Raw genomic sequence first — 16,458 nt, forward strand, 5'->3', positions numbered from 1 at the left:
TCAGTTTCATGTTGCCCGCCGACAGTAGCCAGCCCAACGCACCTGATCGAGGCTACTGCCGTGTTGCAACGTCTGTTCTGCTCCGTGTACCTGCTCACCCTGGCCGTTTCCGCGGCCCATGCCGCCGACTTACTCGACACGCCGCGCCTGGCCGGCATCGACAATTTCCGCGATATCGCCGGCACCACCAGCGCCTATACCACCCGCCATGATGGCGTCATGCGCAGCGGGGTGTTCTACCGCTCCAACGCCCTGACCCCTACGGCGGCCGACCTCGCATTCCTCAACGGCCTGGGCATCAGCAATGTCTACGACCTGCGCACCCCCAGCGAAATCGCCAGCACGCCCGACACCCTGCCAGCAGGCGCCAGCTACACCAACATCGACATCATCGGCAGCACCACCTCGGGCTCGAACATCACCAACATCTCGTTCACCAGCGCAGCCCAGGCGCGGGCGATGATGCAGGATACCAACCGCGCCTTCGTCAGCGATGCCGGCATGCGCGGGCAGTTCAGCGTACTGTTCAACGAACTGGCCAACGCCGACGGTGCCGCGCTGTTCCACTGCACCGCCGGCAAGGACCGCACCGGCTGGACCGCAGCCGTGCTGCTGAGCATTGCCGGGGTCGACGAGGCGACCATCATGAACAACTACCTGGCCACCAACGACTACACCGCCACGCGCGTGGCCGCGACGCTGGCGGCCATGCCGGCGAGCATGGCCGCCATCTACGCCCCGCTGCTCGGCGTCGAAGCCAGCTATCTGCAGGCCGGGCTGGATGAGGTCACCGCCGAGTACGGGAGCATGGACAATTACCTCAAGGCCGGCCTTGGGCTGTCGCAAGAAACCCTCTATGTGCTGCGCGGCAAGATGGTGCGCTACGGCACGCTGCCAGGCGAAGCCGGCCTGCTGGGCAACGCCGCTGCCGGTGCACAGCTGCTGCGGCAGCTGCAGGACAGCCCGTTGTCGGGCACCTACAGCGCCTACAACGACTACCTGCAGTCGGCCATCGACGCCGGCACGCTGGGGGGCGTCGAGTCGACCGTGGGGGGCCAGGTGCATGCCGACGCCGCCAGCTTCCTGCTGCGCCAGGGGGCGATGATCGACCGTGCGGCCGCGCCGTTTGCCGATGGCAGCGACCTCAAGGTCGGCCAGTCGCGCCTGTGGAGCACCGCGCTGGCCGGGTACCTGGGCACCGACGGTTCCTCCCGCGCGGCCAGCAGCAACGAGCACAGCCAGGGGCTGATGGTCGGGCTGACCCAGCGCTTCTCCGAGCAGCTGAGCGCCCATGCCGGTTTCGGCTACAGCAATGGCAATGTCGGCGGGGCCGGTGGCGAGGCGGACACCGACCTGACCTTCCTCAGCCTGGGGGCGCGCTTTGCACCCAATGGCCTGGAACGTGGCCTGTTCATCGACGCCGATGCCAGCGCCGGCTGGCTCGACTATTCCAGCAAGCGTGAGCTCGGTGGCGGCCTGGGCACGGCGAAGGGCGACAGCCACGGCACACTGGCTGGCGGCAGCCTGACACTGGGCTATCGCCTGCCCACCGCCGCCCTGGTGCTGGAGCCGAGCCTGGGGCTGCGGGTCAGTCGCGTTGACGTGGAGGGTTTCACCGAAAAAGGCAGCGAACTGGCCTTTCAGGTCGATGACCTGAAAGAAACCCGACGCACCGCCGTGGCCAACCTCAAGGCCTCGTTCGCGCCAGTCGCCATGGGCAGATGGCAGCTGGTGCCAGGCGTCGAGGTGGGTTACGAGCATGTGCTGGGCGACCACCAGGTCGACAGCGAAGGCCATTTGCTGGGGCTTGATATCGCGCAGCGGGCGGCCTTCGACAATCGCGACCAGTTCACGGGCGGCGTCAACCTGATGGCCAACCTTGGGGCGCTGAGTGTCGGGGCCGAGGTGGCAGCCATGGGTGGGGGTGACAGCCATGGGGTCAGTGGCAGCCTCAAGGCCAGCTACGCGTTCTGAAGATCATGGGGGCCGCTGGGCTGCCCCGACTAGCGGCGCCGCAGATCGGCGGGGTTGATCCCGAAAGCCTGCTTGAAGTACTGGGCAAACCGCCCGGGATTGCTGAAACCATGGCGCAAGGCAACCTCCGCCACCGACCCGCCCTCCCCGCGCGCCAGCACCGCTCGCGCCTGCTCCAGCCGCACCTGCCGCTGATAGCCGACGATCGACGTGCCGGCAAAACGCCGGAAGCCTTCCTGCAACGCACGCAGGCTGACATTGGCCAACCCCGCCAGCTCGCTACCACTGACCTGCCTGGCCGGGTGTTCGCGCAGGTAGGCCATGGCCAGTTTCACATGCCGCGGCGCAATGGCCGGCACCGGGCTGCGCAACGCCTCGCTGTAGTTGTGTGGCCAGGTTTCCAGCAGCGCGTCGACCAGCATCTCCTGCAAGCGCACAGGCATCAGCAGGCCCGTGCTGATGAGCTGATCGAACTCGGTGCCGGTTGCCAGTTCGAGCAAGGCCCGGATGCCTGGCAGTGCGTAATTGCCCAGGCCAACCTGTGGCGCAAAGCGAATCGGCGCAGGCAAGGGTTGTTCGAGCAGGGTCGACAGCCGTTCGGCGAACGCGCCACGGCGGATCGACATGCCGCACTGAGCATGCCCGTCGCTGATGCGCACCGAGCGGATGTCGAGCTTGTCCACCGCCAGGCCGACCTGAGCACCGCCGATCGACTCGCCGCGGTGGTCGAAAACGATCTTGCCCGCAGTGGGCAGCACAAAGGTGATTTCGTCCTGCGGCGCTGGCAGGACGAGGGTGAAATCGCCCTGATAATGCATGCGTCGCACGCTCATGCCGTCGAAGCGACCATAGACGCCACCGATGGCAATGCCATCGCCCAGCGGCGGCATGTCGGCATACAGGTTGCCGTAAAGCTGGGTGAACAAGGCGGCGAATTCGTCGCTGCGCATGTCGCTGGAGCGGAGCATGAACGGCTTGCGGGTCGTGCCGGGATACACCGTGTCGCACACCTTGTGCCACGAAAAGGGACCCGAACACTATCAACTTCGCATGACAGGCAGGTGACGCCGGCTAGCGGGTTCGCCTGAGTTTTTCTGCCTTCAAGCGCCGGTAAAGGGCCATCACCGGCCGCAGCAGCGCCAGCCGGTCAAATACCGACAGGGCATGCAGGTCGGTGCGCGAAGGCCTCTGGTAGCCCAGGTTCCAGGTGAAGTAGTAGGCCTGGATGTTCTTGTCGGTGTGGATCAGCGTATTGAGGGCCGCGTCATAGTGCATCGGCCCACCGTCCGGGTGCCCGGGCGGGCGCTGCAGGATCTGCGCAAGAAAGTCTCGCAGCTTGCCCACGCTCTTGCCGTTCACCGCATAGAAGTGCGACAGGTGGATGGGACGATCGACCGGTGCCCAGCCGGGGTTATCGGAATTGCCTTCACAGGAATGGCCGAGGTAGGCGATGTCCCAGTCCATGCCTTGCAGGGATTCGATGGCCTTTTTGCCAAACGGGCCTATGCGCCGGGAAAACTGGATGTCGTCTTCCATGATGAGGATGTTGTCGACATTCAGGCGCACGGCTTCTTCCAGTATCTGCAGATGGCTCATGAAGCAGCCCCGGGCGCCGATGCTGGGAAAGCCCTGTTGATCGGTGGGCGTCACAGCAGGGAAGAAGCCGATCTTTTCGTCATCGATGTGGAAGCCGTTGCGGGCGAATTCGGCCTCGGTTTCTTCGCGGCGGTCCGTTCTGGACGGGATGTTGATGATTCGGGTCCGATCAAAGAAGTCGATCACATTCATCGTTCAGGTCCTTGGCGCAGCCGATCAGAAGGCGAACAGATGGCTGATGAACTGGCCACACAGGGCGCCAAACAACATGACTGGCAGCACCACCAGCTCCCGCTTGATACTCAGCATGCCCAGCTGGTGGCTGACCTTGAAGATCAGGAACAGCGTGAAGAAGGTATGCAAGGCCACGCCCCACAGTGCATAGGTCACCCCGCCGATGGCCAGCAGCAACGGCATCAGGGTGAACAGCGCCACCACCCGAATGATGTTGTCCATGGCCATGTACTTGGTCAGCCCGAGGGCCATCCATATCTGTTGCGTCAGGCCATAGCGCAAGGTGAACAGCGACAACGACAGGATCGCCATCATCTGCCCGGCCTCCTGATACCGGGCGTCATAAAGCCAGTGGATGATCAGCGGGCTGGCGGTGAACAGGAAACCGCAGGTGAACAGGGTCAGCACATCGAAGATCAGCCTGAAACGGAAATACAGGTGGCGCAGGCGGTCCATGTCGCCGGTCCTGGCCGCCTCGCTGAAGGCCGGCAAGGCCACTGCCCCGGCCAGCCGCTGCAGGCTGAGCTGGAAGGCCGCCAGAATGCCCACCGCAATCGAATACACCCCCAGCTGCGCCACCGTCATGCTGCCGCCGAACCAGATCCGGTCACCCTGCATGGCCAGCACGCCGACCGCGGACGACAGGAACACCCAGCGGCCGTAGTTGACGATCTCGCGCAGCGCGGCCGGGTCCCACTGCGGGCGGTCCTTGTGGCCCGGGAAGATCAGGTGGCTGAGCACCGTGGTGACCAGGGTCGAGACCAGACCCGCAGCCACCAGCGCCCAGATGGACCGCGTGAGGTAGCCGATCACCAGCATCACCACCAGGCCGGCGATTTGCGACACCAGCTCGACCAGCACCACCTTTTTCTGCTGGAAGGTGCGGATGGCCACATCGATCTTGGTCGACTGGAAGGCAAAGATGATCGCGAAAAAGCCAGTGACGGCCAGCACCGCAGGCAACTCCGGGGCGGCGTAGGTGGAATGTGCCGGCCACATTGCGAAGTGCTGGGACACCCAGGAGGCCAACGCCACCAGTTGCATCACCACGAACAGCCCAAGGCCGCGAATGATCTGCAGCGACCAGATCGTGTTGAGGAACAGCGGCTCGTCGCCGCGGGGGCTCTGGATGATGTTCTGCCGCAGGCCGACATCGGACAGCAACAGCAGCAGCACCGATACCGTGGTGGCAATGGCCATGAGGCCGAACATCTCTGGCAACAGCAAGCGGGTGATGATCAGGTTGCCGCCCAGGCGTATGACCTGGGAGGCCACGATGGAGCCGATATTCAGCGCCCCAGCCAACAACACGCGTTTGCGAAGACTTTGCGAGGACGACAGATCGATCGTAGACATGGCACCCACTGACCCGGCTTTTAAGACGTTACTATAGTCTCAATCTGCCATGCTGCTTGCGCGAGGGAGTACCCACCTCGCTCGTCGGTGCCCAGAACCCCGCACATGATCAACACCTCCAAGGCAAACCACAGGGTCGCCGCCTTGTGCACCCGCCGTCGAGCCCCATGAAGCCCTTTCGGCGGGCAAAGCCCCCCGCCGGGCCGGCAACTGTTGCCTCAGTCAGCATCTACCTGGCGGAACGACGCGCCATACGCGGTGGCGGGCAAACGGCCGGCTCCGTCGCCTCTCAACCGGGAACGCAACGTCCCGCTGTGCGGCTGGGTACGGTAGAGCCCTCGCTTCTGTAGCTCTGGCACTACCCATTCGACGAAATCCTCCAGCGTACCTGGGCTGGTCAGCGGGTTGAGCATGTAGCCACTGGTCCCGGAAATGCGCGCATGTTCTTCAATGCGATCGGCCACCTGCGCCGGCGTACCCACCAGGATCAGGTCCGTGCCCCGGGTGACGTTGGCGAAGCGCTGGCGGACATCACCTGCCGTCAACGGCTTGCCGCTGCCATCGGGGCGCATCATGTAGGAAGTGAGGCCTTCGGTATGGGTCGCCAAGGCATCGCTGTCGGCATAACGGCTCAAGTCGATACCGGTATCGCCGGCGTAGCTGACCAGCTGGGCCTCCAGGTGATAGTGGCTCTGCAACGCCTCGTACTTGCGCTGCGCCTCGATCTCGGTCTTTGCCGTGACGATCCGCAGCACGGTCAGCGACTGCACATCAGCCCGTGCGCGCCCACGTGCTTCGGCCATGCGCCAGATTTCCTCCAGGCCCTGGCGGATTTCGTGAGGGTTCGACTTGGCGATGAAGATCAGTTCGGCATGCTTGGCCGCGAACTCCCGTCCCCTGCCGGACCAGCCAGCCTGTATCAGCAGCGGTGTTCGTTGTGGCGACGGGGCGCTAAGGTGCGGCCCGGCCACCCGATAACGTTCGCCCCGGTGGTTGATCGGTTTCACGCCCTCACCCCGGGCATACACCTGCCGCGCTTTGTCAGCCACCACGGCGTCGTCCGCCCAGCTGCCTTCCCAAAGCTTGTAGACCACGTCCATGAACTCTTCGGCCCGTTCATAGCGGTCGTCATGCTTGATCATCTGTTCCAGGCCGAAGTTACGCGCTGCGCTGGAAAGATAAGAGGTGACGATGTTCCAGCCGATCCGGCCATTGCTCATGTGGTCGAGCGTACTGAAGCGTCGGGCGTGGCTGAACGGGTGTTCGTAGGTCGTCGATACGGTAGCGCCGAACGCCAGGTTGCGGGTGATCGCAGCCAGGCCCGGAATGATCATCAGCGGGTCGTTGGCAGGCGCCTCCACGGCCCGCTTCACGGCGGCTGCAGCGTTGCCGCCGAACACATCGTAGAAGCCCAGCACATCGGCGAAGAACAGCATGTCGAGGTTGGCCTGATCGGCGATGCGCGCCTGGTTTGCCCAGAACTGGAACGTGTTGGCGGCCAGGCGCTCATCAGCCGGATGCGTCCACAGACTCGGTGCGCCTCCACAGCCAACGCTGGCCTGCTCGTAGAGCGCGAACAAAAGGGGTTTCGGATCGGACATGAAGGTTCCTGTAATAAACGGCGTCACAGCCAAGCAGACAGCTATTTAAATATTAAGTAGGAATATAAAAAATAACTCTAATAATACTTAGGAATAACAATATACGTGGAGCAACCCTTGGGAATCGCCATCGCTTGATCAAAATAAAGAAATAAAAAAGACTGTATTTATTCCCAATAGAAATATCTCTATAGCTCACGGGTATTGGTATATACCAGAGACCTCCCCGTTAAATCGCTCCATGAGCCCTGAGGGCACCAAGGAGCACGACAGGATGATCGCCGTACGGGTAATGCTGGAATATTTTCACCCCTGGCCGAATTCGGCAGGTTTTTACCTCGCCAGGGAGCGCGGCTGGTATCAGGATGCCGGCTTGTCGGTACACCTTGCTGTACCAGACCCCTTCCACGGCGACACCTTGGAACACCTGCTCCAAGGCAAGGCCGACGTCGGCGTGTTTCCCAGCAACCGCTTGCTGGTCAGGCGCAGCCTTGGCCAATCGCTGCTGGGCGTCGCGGCCATCAACCACCAGGGTCTGGAGTCAATCCAGACGCTCACCGACTTCGGCATTCGCCGCCCCCGGGACCTGGCTGGCAAACGCCTGGCGCTCAACCCTACGCCCCGTGGCCTGGCGATGGTCCGCCATCTGGTGGCCGAGGATGGTGGCGACCCGGATGCCGTCATCATCGTCGACAGCAAAGTGCGCGAGCTGCGTCCCGAGGACCTGGCGGCGGGCATCGCCCATGCCAGTTTCGGCGGCTACTGGGCCTGGGAGGCGTTGATGGACAGCCCGATTCCGGCCGAGCGCCGCGTCGTATGGCCGGTCGATGAGATCGGCGCACCGCGTTACCACAGCTACCTGCTTGGCGGCCAGCAACGCTGGTTCGAGGACAACCCCGAGACCGCCCGGGCTTTTCTCGCCGCCACCGAGCGCGGCTTTCGCGCGGCAGCCGAAGACCCGCAGAGCGCCCTGGGCGCCTACGAGGCCGCCACGCCGTACTTTCCGGGTGAACTGCTCAGCCAGTCGCTGCAGCACATCGCCCCCACCTGGCTGCACCAAGGACGCTGGGGCCAGCAACGCGAAGAGCTGATCGCACCCTACGCCCACTGGTTGCACCGCCATGGCGTACTGGCCGATGCCGACGCCTGGCGCGGTGCTACCAGCAACCGCTACCTGACGGAGCCGCAGGCATGAGCGAGCCCGTGCGTATCGCCCACGGCATGGGCTTGCAACCGGTAGCAGCCGACTGGCCGGCCCTGTCACAACAGGATGTCGAAGACGTGCTTCAGCACTTCCCGCAAGTGGGTGCGGTGCACTCGCTGCACTGGCACAGCCCACGCCCCTTCTCGGCGGCCGCTCAGGTGCGCACTGCGCACGGTGAAGTATTCGTCAAGCGCCACCACCGCAGTGTCCGCCAGCCCGCCTGGCTGCTGGAGGAACACCGCTTCGTTCATTACCTTGAACAGCGTGGCGCCCCGGTTGTCACGCCCTTGCTCGACCGCAACGAACGCAGCGCCATCGCCCTGGGTGAATGGACCTACGAAGTGTTGCCGCTTGCCCAGGGTCAGGACCTGTACCGTGAGGCACTGTCGTGGACCCCGTTCCTTACCTTGGCGCATGCCCACGCGGCGGGTGCGGCCCTCGCTAGCCTGCACCAGGCCGCAGAAGGCTTCGCCGTAGGCGCCCGGCGCACTCCGGTGCTGGTCGCCAACCTGCGCCTGTTCGGCAGCAGCGCCCCACTGACGTCGATCGAAAACGCCTTGGCACAACGGCCGGCATTGAGCCAATACCTCGCGGGCAAGCACTGGCAGCAGGCACTTCGCGAACTCTATCTGCCCCATCACCGGACCCTGCTGCCACTGCTCGCGCAGCAGGCCCCCTTGTGGACGCACAACGACTGGCACGCGTCGAACCTGCTGTGGACCGAACCGGGAAGCAGCGCCCAGGTACAGAGCATCCTTGACTTCGGCCTGAGCGACCTGACCTTCGCCCTGTTCGACCTGGCGACCGCACTGGAGCGCAATTGCATCCCCTGGCTTGAACTCGATGCTGGCGGCCGCGCCAGCGCCGACCTCGACGCCGTCGATGCGCTGCTGGAGGGCTATCACCGTCAGCGTGCGCTGACCCAGGCCGACCTGCTCACGCTAAAAGCACTGCTGCCGCTGGTGCATGTGGATTTCGCCCTCGCGGAAATCGATTACTTCCAGGGCATCGTCGGCTCCCGCAGTAACGCCGACATCGCCTACCACAACTACCTGATCGGCCATGGCCAATGGTTTGGCGGCAGCGAAGGCTTGCGCCTGCTCGATCACCTCGACCGCATCGCCCGCACGCGCTGACAGGAGCCCGCCATGCCCGACATCCTCATTTCACCCGCCGCATTGCAACAGCGCCTGCAGCAGCCGGGGCTGGTGGTCATCGACGCCAGCGTCGAACTGGCCGCCGCGCGCTTCGATGGCGACTACCGTGTGGCCAGCGGGCATGCGGCCTGGCTGGCCGAACATATTCCAGGCTCACGGCATGCCGACCTGACCCGCGAGCTGGCTGATACCTCGGTCTCCTACAGCTTTGCCCTGCCCTCGCCAGCGGCTGCCCAGGCTGCACTGGCGCGCCTGGGCATCAGCGGTGCCCGGCAGATCGTGATCTACGACCGGCACGAGGGTTTCTGGGCGGCGCGCCTCTGGTGGATGTTACGCAGCATGGGCATTACCGCCTCGGTGCTCGACGGCGGCTTGAAGGCCTGGCGCCTGGCCGGCCTGCCGCTCGCCCAAGGGCAGCAGGCCCAAGGCACGGCGCCGGGCTCCCAGGCTACCCTGACCATTCAGGCAGGTTACTGGGCAAGCCGCGAAGACGTGCAGGCCGTGCTCGAGGGGAAGGCCCCGGGCCTGCTGGTATGCGCACTCGGCAAAGGGCTGTTCGAGGGCAGCGCGGTGAGCCGCTATGCCCGACGCGGCCATATCCCCGGCAGCCTCAACCGGCCAGCCCGCGAACTGTTCGACGAACAGGGCCGCTACCTGCCACCGACGGCATTGGCCAACGCCCTCGGCTCACTGCTGCTCGAAGACGATCAACCCCTGATTCTCTACTGTGGTGGCGGCATTTCCGCTGCCGCCACTGCCCTGGCCCTCACGCGCCTGGGCCGCCAGAACATGTCGATCTACGACGGCTCGCTCCAGGAATGGGCCGCCGACCCTGCATTGCCAATGACCACGGTGCCACTGCGCACTGAGGCTTCCCCCTTGCAAAAGTGAACCGTACGATGCGCCCGCGCGACATCGCGAGCACCCGTCTACCCGTTTTCCGCTAGCACGCCGCTGGTCACCCAGGAGTTTGTCCATGGCTTCATCCCTGTCCCTGCAACACCGCCACGGCCTCTTCTCAGGGCTGCTGAGCCTGTCGATCAGCCCTGCCCTGGCATGGGCGGACAGCACCCTGCTGGAGGCCGTCACGGTCACGGCCGAGCAACCCGACAGCTACCACGCCAGCACTGCCGCAGTGAGCGGCTTCGGCGAGGCCCCCCTGCTCGATACCCCGGCCTCGGTCGCGGTGTTCACCGAACAACTGCTCAAGGATCGCCAGGCCCGGCTGCTGAGCGAAGTGCTCAGCAACGATGCCTCGACCGGCGAAAGCTATGCACCCATCGGCTACTACGAGAACTTCGTGGTCCGAGGGTTTTCCCTGAGCGCCGCCAACAGCTACAAGATCAACGGCAGCACCATCACCGGCGAACAGAACGTCGCGCTGGAAAACAAACAGCAGGTCGAGCTGCTCAAAGGCCTGTCTGGTTTGCAGAGCGGTGTTTCCGAGCCGGGCGGGCTGGTCAACTACGTCACCAAGCGCCCGCAGAATGTGCGTTCGGTCACCGTGGCGAGCAATGAATCGGGCGAGCGTTACCTGGCCACCGACCTTGGCGGCTGGCTCGACAGCGAGCAGCGCCTGGGCGTACGCGCCAACTTCGCCCATGAAGACATCCGCAGCTATGTGGACAACTCCGACGGCAAACGTGATTTCGCCTCCCTGGCCGTGGACTGGAACCTCAGCGACGCCGCCCTGCTGCAACTGGATGCCGAATACCAGACCCGCGAACAACGCTCGGTACCGGGCTACCAGTTGCTTGGCGGTAACGTGGTGCCCAGCGGCATCGACCCCAAGGACCGCCTGGCCGACCAGCCCTGGTCGAAACCGGTGGGTATCGACTCGCTCAACCTTGGCAGCCGCTTCGAGTACCGCTTCGACGATGACTGGAGCGCCAACCTGAGCGCTTCGCGCAGCCGGGTGGTGATCGACGACTACAGTGCCTTCGCCTGGGGCTGCTATGGCGCCCCGAGCTGCGCCAGCTCCGCCGTGCCCAACTACTTCAGCCCCGAAGGCGACTACGACGTCTACGACTTCCGCAGCCCCGACGACACCCGCCGCAACGACGAGCTCCAGGCGACCCTGAGCGGGCGCTTCGACAGTGGCCCGTTGCAGCACGAGCTGACCCTTGGCAGCAGCGCCTTGCGCCGGCTCGTCGACCGCCGCGACGCGGTCAACGAATGGGTGGGCAGCGCCAACATCTACCAGCCCGTACCCGACTTTGCGCCGAGCAGCGCACCACTGGGGCATACCTATCGACGCCTTGACAGCCGCCAGTACGGCCTGTTCCTCACCGACCGGCTGAGCTACGGCGAACACTGGCAGGCCATTCTCGGCGGCCGCCAGGTCCGCCTCGACGAGAAAACCTTCGACATCGACGGCAATACCACGCGCCATACCCAGCGCTCGGAGTTCCTGCCCAATGTGGCATTGATCTACAAACCCAGCCCGGACATTTCCCTGTACACCAGCTACAGCAAGGGCTTGTCCCTGGGCGGCGAAGCGGCTTGGTTCACCACCAATGCCTACGAGATCCTGCCACCCACGGTGTCACGCCAGCTGGAGCTCGGCGCCAAGCGTGACTGGCAGGGGCTGAGCTTCGGCGCCGCGCTGTTTCGCATCAGCAAGGCCTATCAGTACTCGCGCCCCAATGACGACGGCAGCTTCACCTACGTACAACAAGGCGACCAGGAAAACATCGGCCTTGAACTTTCCGCCAACGGGCGCCTGACCGAGCAGTTGCAGGTGGCGGCCAGTGCCGCGGCCATCCGCGCCCGGGTCGAGGACAGCGGAACCGACCGCTACGAAGGCCATCAGGCGATCAACGTGCCGAAGGTACGCGCCAGCCTGCACGCCGACTACAGCATCGCCAGCGTCAAGGGCTTGGCCCTGCTCGGCGGCCTGCGCTACAGCGCCAGCAAGTATGCCAGCCAGGCCGGCAACGTGAAGGTCGAGGGCTACACCGTGTTCGATGCCGGCGCGCGCTACACCCTGGACCTGGAGGGCTATGAAACGGTAGTACGCCTGAGCGTGGACAACCTGTTCGACAAGCGCTACTGGCGCGATGTGGGCGAGTACATGGGTGACGGCTACCTGTTCCAGGGAGCGCCGCGCACCGCCCGCCTGTCTGCAACCGTGAATTTCTGAACCGCCCTGGAGGTGCCTATGTCACCGTTGGAAATCATCGCCGTGCTGTTCAACATCCTCGGCGTGTGGCTGACCACCCAGCGCATTCGTTGGTGCTGGCCGGTCAGCGTGGTGGCCGTGTTGCTCTATGCCTGGATCTTTTTCGAAGTGAAGCTGTATTGCGACATGCTGTTGCAGTTGGTCTTCGCCGTGCTGCAGGGCTACGGCTGGTGGCGCTGGAGCCAAGGCTACAGTGCCGCCGGCAAGGTCGAGGTGCAACGCTTGCCGCGCCGCGAAGCCATCATCAGCCTGGTGGCCGGGCTTGCCGGTGCAGCGGTGCTGGGGGGCCTGATGCAGCGCTACACCGATGCTTCAGCGCCCTGGATCGACGCGCTGCTGAGTTCGCTGAGCCTGGTGGCGAGCTTCTGGGCGGCACGCAAGTATGTCGCCAGCTGGGGGCTGTGGGTCGTGCTCGGCAGCGCCTACGTCGGGCTGTTCCTGTCCAGGGACCTGCAACTGACGGCCGCCCTGTACGCCGGTTTCGTGGTACTGGCCGGCTACGGCCTGCTGGCCTGGCGCAACGAGCTGCAGGCCCGGCAACGGCCACTGCCGGCGGGCGTCGAGGAGGTGCAATGAACCCGTTTCGTACCTCGTTCGTCAGCGAGTCGCAACCGCAAGCCACCTGGCGCGCCTCGCAGCCCCATTACCTGCGCATCCGCGATCAACTGGCCAGCGAGCTGGCCCAGTGCTGCCTGCCTGCCGACAGCAAACTGCCCGCTGAACGGGACATGGCCGAGCGCTTCGGCTGCACCCGCGTGACCCTGCGCCAGGCCCTGCAGCTGCTGGAAACCGACGGCGTCATCTACCGCCAGGACCGCCGCGGCTGGTACGTCAGCCCGCCACGCATCCGCTACGACCCGACCGGCATCATCGGCTTCATGGAATATGTCGCCACCCAGGGCCGCACGCCACGCACCGAGTGCCTGCACGCCGAACGCCGCCCGGCCGGGGCCTGGCTGGCCAAGCGCATGGGCCTGGAACACCCGGAGGAGCCGGTGTTCTACCTGCAGCGCCGGCGCTGGGTCGACCAGCGTCCGGTACTGCTGGAGTGCAACGTGCTGGTGGCTGACTGGTGCCCCAGGTTGCTCGACGCTGACCTCAACACCTCGCTGACCGCCCTGCTGCGCGAACGTTTCGGCCGCGTGCAGTCGCGCAGCGAACTGTGCATGCACCCCGAGACGATGAACGACTTTCAGGCCGACCTGCTGCAGGTCTCGCCAGGCTCGAGCAGTTTTTACCTGGAACGCCTGAGCTTCGGCGAACGCGGCCAGCCGGTCGAATTCGACCAGGAGTTCTGGCGCCCGGATGCACTCGCGGTGGTGTTGCAGACCCGCTATCCCGGCCAGGGCGAGGCGCCATGAACGACCTGTCCGACGCCCCACTGGTGCCTGCCCGGTTCAATAGCGTGCTTGCAGGGCCTGCTGCAGATCCCGGCGCAGCGACCCGACATCCTCCAGCCCGACATGCAAACGCACCAGCGTGCCCTGCAGCGGCGCGGCAAAGCGTCGATCGCCGAGGTCGCCAAGGGTCACCAGGCTCTCATAGCCGCCCCAGGACGCGCCGATGCCGAACAGCCGCAGGCGATCGGCGAACGCCTCTGCCCGGCCCAGGCTGCCATCGCTCAACACCAGGCTGAGCAGCCCGTTGCTGCCCTTGAAATCCCGCTGCCACAAGGCGTGACCAGGATGCTCCGGCAACCCTGGGTGGTACACCTGCGCCACCGCCTCGTGGGCTTGCAGCCAGCGGGCGATCTCCAGGCCCTGACGCTCATGCACGGCCATGCGGCTGGCCAGGCTGCGGGCCCCGCGCAGCACCAGCCAGGCGTCATCCGGGCTGACCGTGCAGCCGCAGGTATCGCTGCTGCGCGACAGCGCGGCGAAGGCCTCGCGAGTGGTGCAGACACTGCCCATCATCACGTCACTGTGGCCGGCGAAGTACTTGGTCAGGGCCATCACCGAGATGTCCGCCCCCAGGGCCAGCGGCTGATGCAGGTAGCCCGAGCCCCAGGTATTGTCCACCGCCAGCAGGATCCCGCGTGGCTTGCACAAGGTGGCCATGGCCGGCAGGTCGTTGAGCTCGTAGAGCAGCGAGCTGGGGCTTTCGCTGTAGACCATGCGCGTGTTCGGCCGCAACGCCGCTTCCAGCCCCTGGCCATCGGCGGCAAAGTACTCCACCGCAATGCCGAACGGCTGCAACAGTTCACGTGCCAGGCGCCGCACCGGGCCATAGACGCCATCGCTGAGCAGCAGATGATCGCCCGGGCGCAGGTAGGCGAGGAAGGTCTGGCTGATCGCCTGCAGGCCAGTGGCGAACAGTTTGCAGCGATAGCCGCCCTCCAGTTCGCTGACCAGGTCCTCCAGCGCAAACGCCGTGGGGTTGCCCCGCGCCCCGTAGCTCAGCACCCGCTGCTGGTCGCGCGTGCCACGGGCCGCACGCTGCTCGGCGACGCTGTCGAACAGCACGGTGCTCAGGCGGCTGACCGGTGGGTTGACGCCATGGGCGCCAGGGCCCGGCTCGCCGCGCCCGCCATGCACCAGGCGGGTGGCCGGCGGGTCGCTGTGGGTCAACGGGGTGAAGCTGGCGATCTCGGCCGGGTTCATCTGCGCGATCAGGCCGGTCTCCCAGGCGAGGTAACGACGGGCAGCGTCCTTGTTGCCGGCGTGGCGGTCGTGAACGAAGAACAGGAAATCGATGCAGGCGGCGTCTGGCAGGCTGCTGTCGCCGTTGACCTGCGGCCAATCGCCCAGCAATGCCTGTGGGAACAGCCCTGCGCGCTGGCGCTGGGCGGCGGGTAGTTCGCTGGCGGCCAGCTCGGCGATGCGTGGATCGTCGCAGATGAACACCAGGGGGCGTCGCTCTGCCCTCACCTGCTCGGCCAGGGTCGGGCGGATCGCCCACTTCGCACCGTACAGGTGGCGCTTGCGGTAGGCGCTGCTCGAGCGCAGGTCGAGCAACAGCGCGCCGTCCAGCCCGCTGGCATCGACCTCGGCCAAGGTCAATGGCAGCGCAGCCGGACCGGGCAACGCCAGGCCGCTGGCCAAGCCCCCTTCAAGCACATGGGCGTCATGCCCCATCTGCCGCAGCCAGCTGGCCACCACCGGGGCGCGCACGCCGTCGTCATCGAACAGCACGACCCGCGCATGGCGCACGCCGATGTACAGGTCGGTGCCCTGGATCAGCTGGCCGCCTGGGCAATGCTGGGCGCCGGACAGGCTGCCAGCAGCATGTTCCTCGGGGGTACGCACGTCGCAAAGGAACAGGCTGCGCTGCGGGTCCTGCTGCCACTGGCGCACCTGCTCTGCCGATACCTTGCCGACTCCTGCCTTGCGCGCCAGGGCCTCGGCGCGGGCATGCTGCTGCTTGAGTGAACTGCCACTGTGGGCCGGGTAATGTCGCTGTGCGCCATGCTCCAGCGGCAGGTCCGCCAGGAACCAGCCTTGGGTCCCGTTTTCCAGGGCATACACCGGGTTGTCTATGCCCAGGTTGATCAGGGTCTGCGCGCCGATGATGCTGCGGGTGCGGCCGGCGCAGTTGATCACCACTGGCGTGTGCGAATCGCTGACCAGGTCTTCCAGGCGATAGCTCAGCTCACCATTGGGGCAGCAGGTGGCGCCGGGGATGTTCATCTTGGCGAATTCGTCCAGCGGCCGGCCATCGAGCAGTACCAACGGCTTGCCCTGGCGCTGCCACTCGGCCAGTTGCAGCGGGGTGATGCACGGGGTGTGGCAGGTGTGCTCGACCAACTCGCCGAACGCCTTGGACGGCAGGTGCACCCCGGCGAACAATTCGAAGCCTGCGCCCTGCCAGCCCAGGCTGCCGCCCTCCAGGCAGTGCACGGCGCTGTACCCCAAGGCCTGCAAGCGCCGGGCTCCGCGCTGGGCCAGCTCGCCGCCGCTTTCGTCGTATACCACCACCCGGACTGCCGGGTTCGGCGCCAGGCGCGGCGCTTCGATCTCAAGGCGGCTGTAAGGCAGGTTGACGGCGTGGAACAGGTGGGCCTCACCGTATTGACCATGCTCGCGCAGGTCGAACAGGGCGATTTCCCGGCCGTCGAACAGCCAGGTGTGCAGCAGCGCTGGGGTGATGCTGGGAATCATGGGACGCAGTCCGTGGTCGTTTTCTGAATGGGAGAGTTGCCCTGCCGGCCTTCCGGCG

At 65.4% G+C, this 16,458-nt stretch carries 12 protein-coding genes; 7 read left to right on the top strand and 5 right to left on the bottom strand.

Going from position 1 to position 16,458, the window contains the following annotated elements:
• The first annotated feature begins 60 nt into the window (after window positions 1-60).
• Window positions 61-1,974: a tyrosine-protein phosphatase gene (locus L6D64_RS23095; RefSeq protein WP_176508585.1), complete on the top strand. Its 1,914-nt coding sequence runs from the start codon at window positions 61-63 to the stop codon at window positions 1,972-1,974.
• A gap of 29 nt (window positions 1,975-2,003) precedes the next feature.
• On the opposite strand, the gene L6D64_RS23100 is transcribed toward L6D64_RS23095, so the two are convergent.
• The 4 genes from L6D64_RS23100 to L6D64_RS23115 all read right to left on the bottom strand — a co-directional run bounded on the left by L6D64_RS23100 (window position 2,004) and on the right by L6D64_RS23115 (window position 6,761).
• The gene (locus L6D64_RS23100) at window positions 2,004-2,942 is read right to left on the bottom strand and encodes an AraC family transcriptional regulator (RefSeq protein WP_371870318.1); all 939 of its coding nucleotides are present in this window, start codon (window positions 2,940-2,942) and stop codon (window positions 2,004-2,006) included.
• Between the two features lie 103 nt (window positions 2,943-3,045).
• Window positions 3,046-3,762: a glycosyltransferase family 25 protein gene (locus L6D64_RS23105; protein WP_176508587.1), complete on the bottom strand. Its 717-nt coding sequence runs from the start codon at window positions 3,760-3,762 to the stop codon at window positions 3,046-3,048.
• Between the two features lie 24 nt (window positions 3,763-3,786).
• Window positions 3,787-5,160, bottom strand: a complete 1,374-nt coding sequence (locus L6D64_RS23110) for an oligosaccharide flippase family protein (protein WP_176508588.1) — start codon at window positions 5,158-5,160, stop codon at window positions 3,787-3,789.
• Between the two features lie 218 nt (window positions 5,161-5,378).
• The gene (locus tag L6D64_RS23115) at window positions 5,379-6,761 is read right to left on the bottom strand and encodes an LLM class flavin-dependent oxidoreductase (RefSeq protein ID WP_176508589.1); all 1,383 of its coding nucleotides are present in this window, start codon (window positions 6,759-6,761) and stop codon (window positions 5,379-5,381) included.
• A 274-nt stretch (window positions 6,762-7,035) separates the two neighbouring features.
• Between L6D64_RS23115 and L6D64_RS23120 the strand changes: the two genes are divergently transcribed.
• From L6D64_RS23120 to L6D64_RS23145, 6 genes are all read left to right on the top strand, one after another.
• Window positions 7,036-7,956: an ABC transporter substrate-binding protein gene (locus tag L6D64_RS23120; RefSeq protein ID WP_176508590.1), complete on the top strand. Its 921-nt coding sequence runs from the start codon at window positions 7,036-7,038 to the stop codon at window positions 7,954-7,956.
• Window positions 7,953-9,101 (top strand): phosphotransferase enzyme family protein, encoded by a 1,149-nt coding sequence (locus tag L6D64_RS23125; protein WP_176508591.1) that lies wholly within the window; start codon window positions 7,953-7,955, stop codon window positions 9,099-9,101. The genes L6D64_RS23120 and L6D64_RS23125 overlap by 4 nt, the downstream gene beginning before the upstream one ends.
• Before the next feature lie 12 nt (window positions 9,102-9,113).
• Window positions 9,114-10,013 carry a sulfurtransferase gene (locus tag L6D64_RS23130; protein WP_176508592.1) on the top strand — a complete coding sequence of 300 codons (900 nt, stop codon included), beginning with the start codon at window positions 9,114-9,116 and terminating at the stop codon, window positions 10,011-10,013.
• Window positions 10,014-10,098: 85 nt separating this feature from the next.
• Window positions 10,099-12,264, top strand: a complete 2,166-nt coding sequence (locus L6D64_RS23135; protein WP_176508593.1) for a TonB-dependent siderophore receptor — start codon at window positions 10,099-10,101, stop codon at window positions 12,262-12,264.
• 18 nt (window positions 12,265-12,282) lie between these two features.
• Window positions 12,283-12,879: a nicotinamide riboside transporter PnuC gene (pnuC, locus tag L6D64_RS23140; RefSeq protein WP_176508594.1), complete on the top strand. Its 597-nt coding sequence runs from the start codon at window positions 12,283-12,285 to the stop codon at window positions 12,877-12,879.
• Entirely contained in the window at window positions 12,876-13,664 is a 789-nt protein-coding gene (locus tag L6D64_RS23145; protein ID WP_176508595.1) for a GntR family transcriptional regulator, read from the top strand. Before pnuC ends, L6D64_RS23145 begins: the two co-directional genes overlap by 4 nt.
• Before the next feature lie 36 nt (window positions 13,665-13,700).
• On the opposite strand, the gene metC is transcribed toward L6D64_RS23145, so the two are convergent.
• Window positions 13,701-16,400, bottom strand: a complete 2,700-nt coding sequence (gene metC, locus L6D64_RS23150) for a cystathionine beta-lyase (RefSeq protein ID WP_176508596.1) — start codon at window positions 16,398-16,400, stop codon at window positions 13,701-13,703.
• Window positions 16,401-16,458 lie beyond the last annotated feature (58 nt).

The sequence above is a fragment of the Pseudomonas urethralis genome, assembly GCF_021602465.1.
Taxonomy (GTDB): Bacteria; Pseudomonadota; Gammaproteobacteria; order Pseudomonadales; family Pseudomonadaceae; genus Aquipseudomonas; species Aquipseudomonas vlassakiae.

Coding starts and splice junctions, on each gene's coding strand:
- L6D64_RS23100 (WP_371870318.1), bottom strand. CDS start 2,942: ATGCTCCGCTCCAGCGACATGCGCAGCGACGAATTCGCCGCCTTGTTC.
- L6D64_RS23105 (WP_176508587.1), bottom strand. CDS start 3,762: ATGAATGTGATCGACTTCTTTGATCGGACCCGAATCATCAACATCCCG.
- L6D64_RS23110 (WP_176508588.1), bottom strand. CDS start 5,160: ATGTCTACGATCGATCTGTCGTCCTCGCAAAGTCTTCGCAAACGCGTG.
- L6D64_RS23115 (WP_176508589.1), bottom strand. CDS start 6,761: ATGTCCGATCCGAAACCCCTTTTGTTCGCGCTCTACGAGCAGGCCAGC.
- L6D64_RS23120 (WP_176508590.1), top strand. CDS start 7,036: ATGATCGCCGTACGGGTAATGCTGGAATATTTTCACCCCTGGCCGAAT.
- L6D64_RS23125 (WP_176508591.1), top strand. CDS start 7,953: ATGAGCGAGCCCGTGCGTATCGCCCACGGCATGGGCTTGCAACCGGTA.
- L6D64_RS23130 (WP_176508592.1), top strand. CDS start 9,114: ATGCCCGACATCCTCATTTCACCCGCCGCATTGCAACAGCGCCTGCAG.
- L6D64_RS23135 (WP_176508593.1), top strand. CDS start 10,099: ATGGCTTCATCCCTGTCCCTGCAACACCGCCACGGCCTCTTCTCAGGG.
- pnuC (WP_176508594.1), top strand. CDS start 12,283: ATGTCACCGTTGGAAATCATCGCCGTGCTGTTCAACATCCTCGGCGTG.
- L6D64_RS23145 (WP_176508595.1), top strand. CDS start 12,876: ATGAACCCGTTTCGTACCTCGTTCGTCAGCGAGTCGCAACCGCAAGCC.
- metC (WP_176508596.1), bottom strand. CDS start 16,400: ATGATTCCCAGCATCACCCCAGCGCTGCTGCACACCTGGCTGTTCGAC.